Origin of the sequence: Vibrio sp. Vb1755 (assembly GCF_033338635.1) — a bacterium.
Taxonomy (GTDB): domain Bacteria; phylum Pseudomonadota; class Gammaproteobacteria; order Enterobacterales; family Vibrionaceae; genus Vibrio; species Vibrio alginolyticus.
The window spans coordinates 1-1,454 of record NZ_JAWOTA010000135.1 but is presented as its reverse complement, the minus strand read 5'-3'; the positions used below and the strand labels follow the sequence as shown (position 1 = coordinate 1,454).

The following is a 1,454-nucleotide window of genomic DNA, read 5'->3' as shown; positions in this document are numbered from 1 at the left end:
CCAATCGTGCCTAAATCATCTTCATCAACAGTAATCGCATCAACATCGGTAATAGTTGGCTTATCATCCACGATGGTGACTGGGATCGTTTCTGTGGTGGTATCACCATCAAAATCCGTCGCGATGATTGGGAAGTTCAGTGTCAGCTCATCACTGTCTGTCGCATGGTCGATAGGACCTTGCAGCGTGAAGTTGTATGAACCATCCGTATTAACGGTCAGCGTAAATACGGCTTCAGTTCCTGCTGTCGCTTCATAAGTGTAGCTACCGTCGCCGTTTGCGGTTTCAGTCAGCGTCACTGCCACACCTTGCGATGTTAGACCATCAACTGGCGTTGCAGCAGTATCTAATTGGTAGCTTACTACCCCATCAGAGCCTTGCGTTGTAGTGAAGTTGCCGTCGATTGAAATTGGATCTGCGCCGTCAGAGCCAATTGTTGCTAAGTCATCTTCATCAACCGTGATGGCATCTACGTCAGTGATGGTTGGCTTATCATCAACGATAGTGACAGGTAACGTCTCCGATGAGGTGTCGCCATCAAAGTCTGTTGCGATAATCGGGAAGTCGATTTGCAGGCTGTCGCTGTTCACCGCATGGTCTAGTGGACCTTGCAGTGTAAAGTTGTAGCTGCCATCTGGCTTCACAATCAATTCAAATACGGCATTGCCATCTGCCGTGGCTGTGTAAGTAAAACTACCGTCGCCGTTAGCAGTTTCAGCAAGCACGACAGGCTCACCATGAGAGGTCAACCCAGATACTGGATCTGCCGTTGCATCAAGCTGGTATTTAACAACGCTGTCTGAGCCTTCAGTTGTGCTGAAAGAGCCCGACATAAACGCATCATCGTTTTGGTCTGAGCCAATTGTTGCGAGATCATCTTCGTCTACTGTCAGTGGAACAACGTTATTAATGGTTGGAACGTCATCAGTAATCGTGACTGGAATGGTCGCGGTCGTCGTATCGCCATCAAAGTCTGTTGCAATGATTGGGAAGTTCAGTACTAGCTCATCGCTGTTTAACGCATGATCGATTGGACCTTCTAGACGGAAGCTGTATGTACCGTCTGCATTCACGTTCATGGTGAAAACCGGATTGCCATCCGCGGTAGCCACGTAAGTAAAGCTGCCATCGGCATTCGCAGTCTCTACCAAAGTAACAGGCTCACCTTGAGAAGTTAAACCTGCGACAGGATCAGAAGTTGAATCAAGTTGGTAGCTCACCACACGGTCTGAACCTTGGGTGGTCGTAAACGCGCCTTCAACAAACACAGCGTCGCTTTGGTCTGAACCAATGCCTGATAAATCATCTTCGTCTACAGCCAGAGGCACAACATTATCGATGATTGGTGCATCATCCGTAATCGTGACTGGAATGGTCGCCGAAGTCGTATCACCATCAAAATCGGTGGCAATAATTGGGAAATCAATCGTCAGGCTGTCACTGTTAGCTGCATG

The 1,454-nt window shown here is 48.3% G+C and carries 1 pseudogene; it reads right to left on the bottom strand.

The features are described from left to right. A pseudogene (locus tag R7E00_RS23285) lies at positions 1-1,454 on the bottom strand (hypothetical protein); the annotation flags it as partial.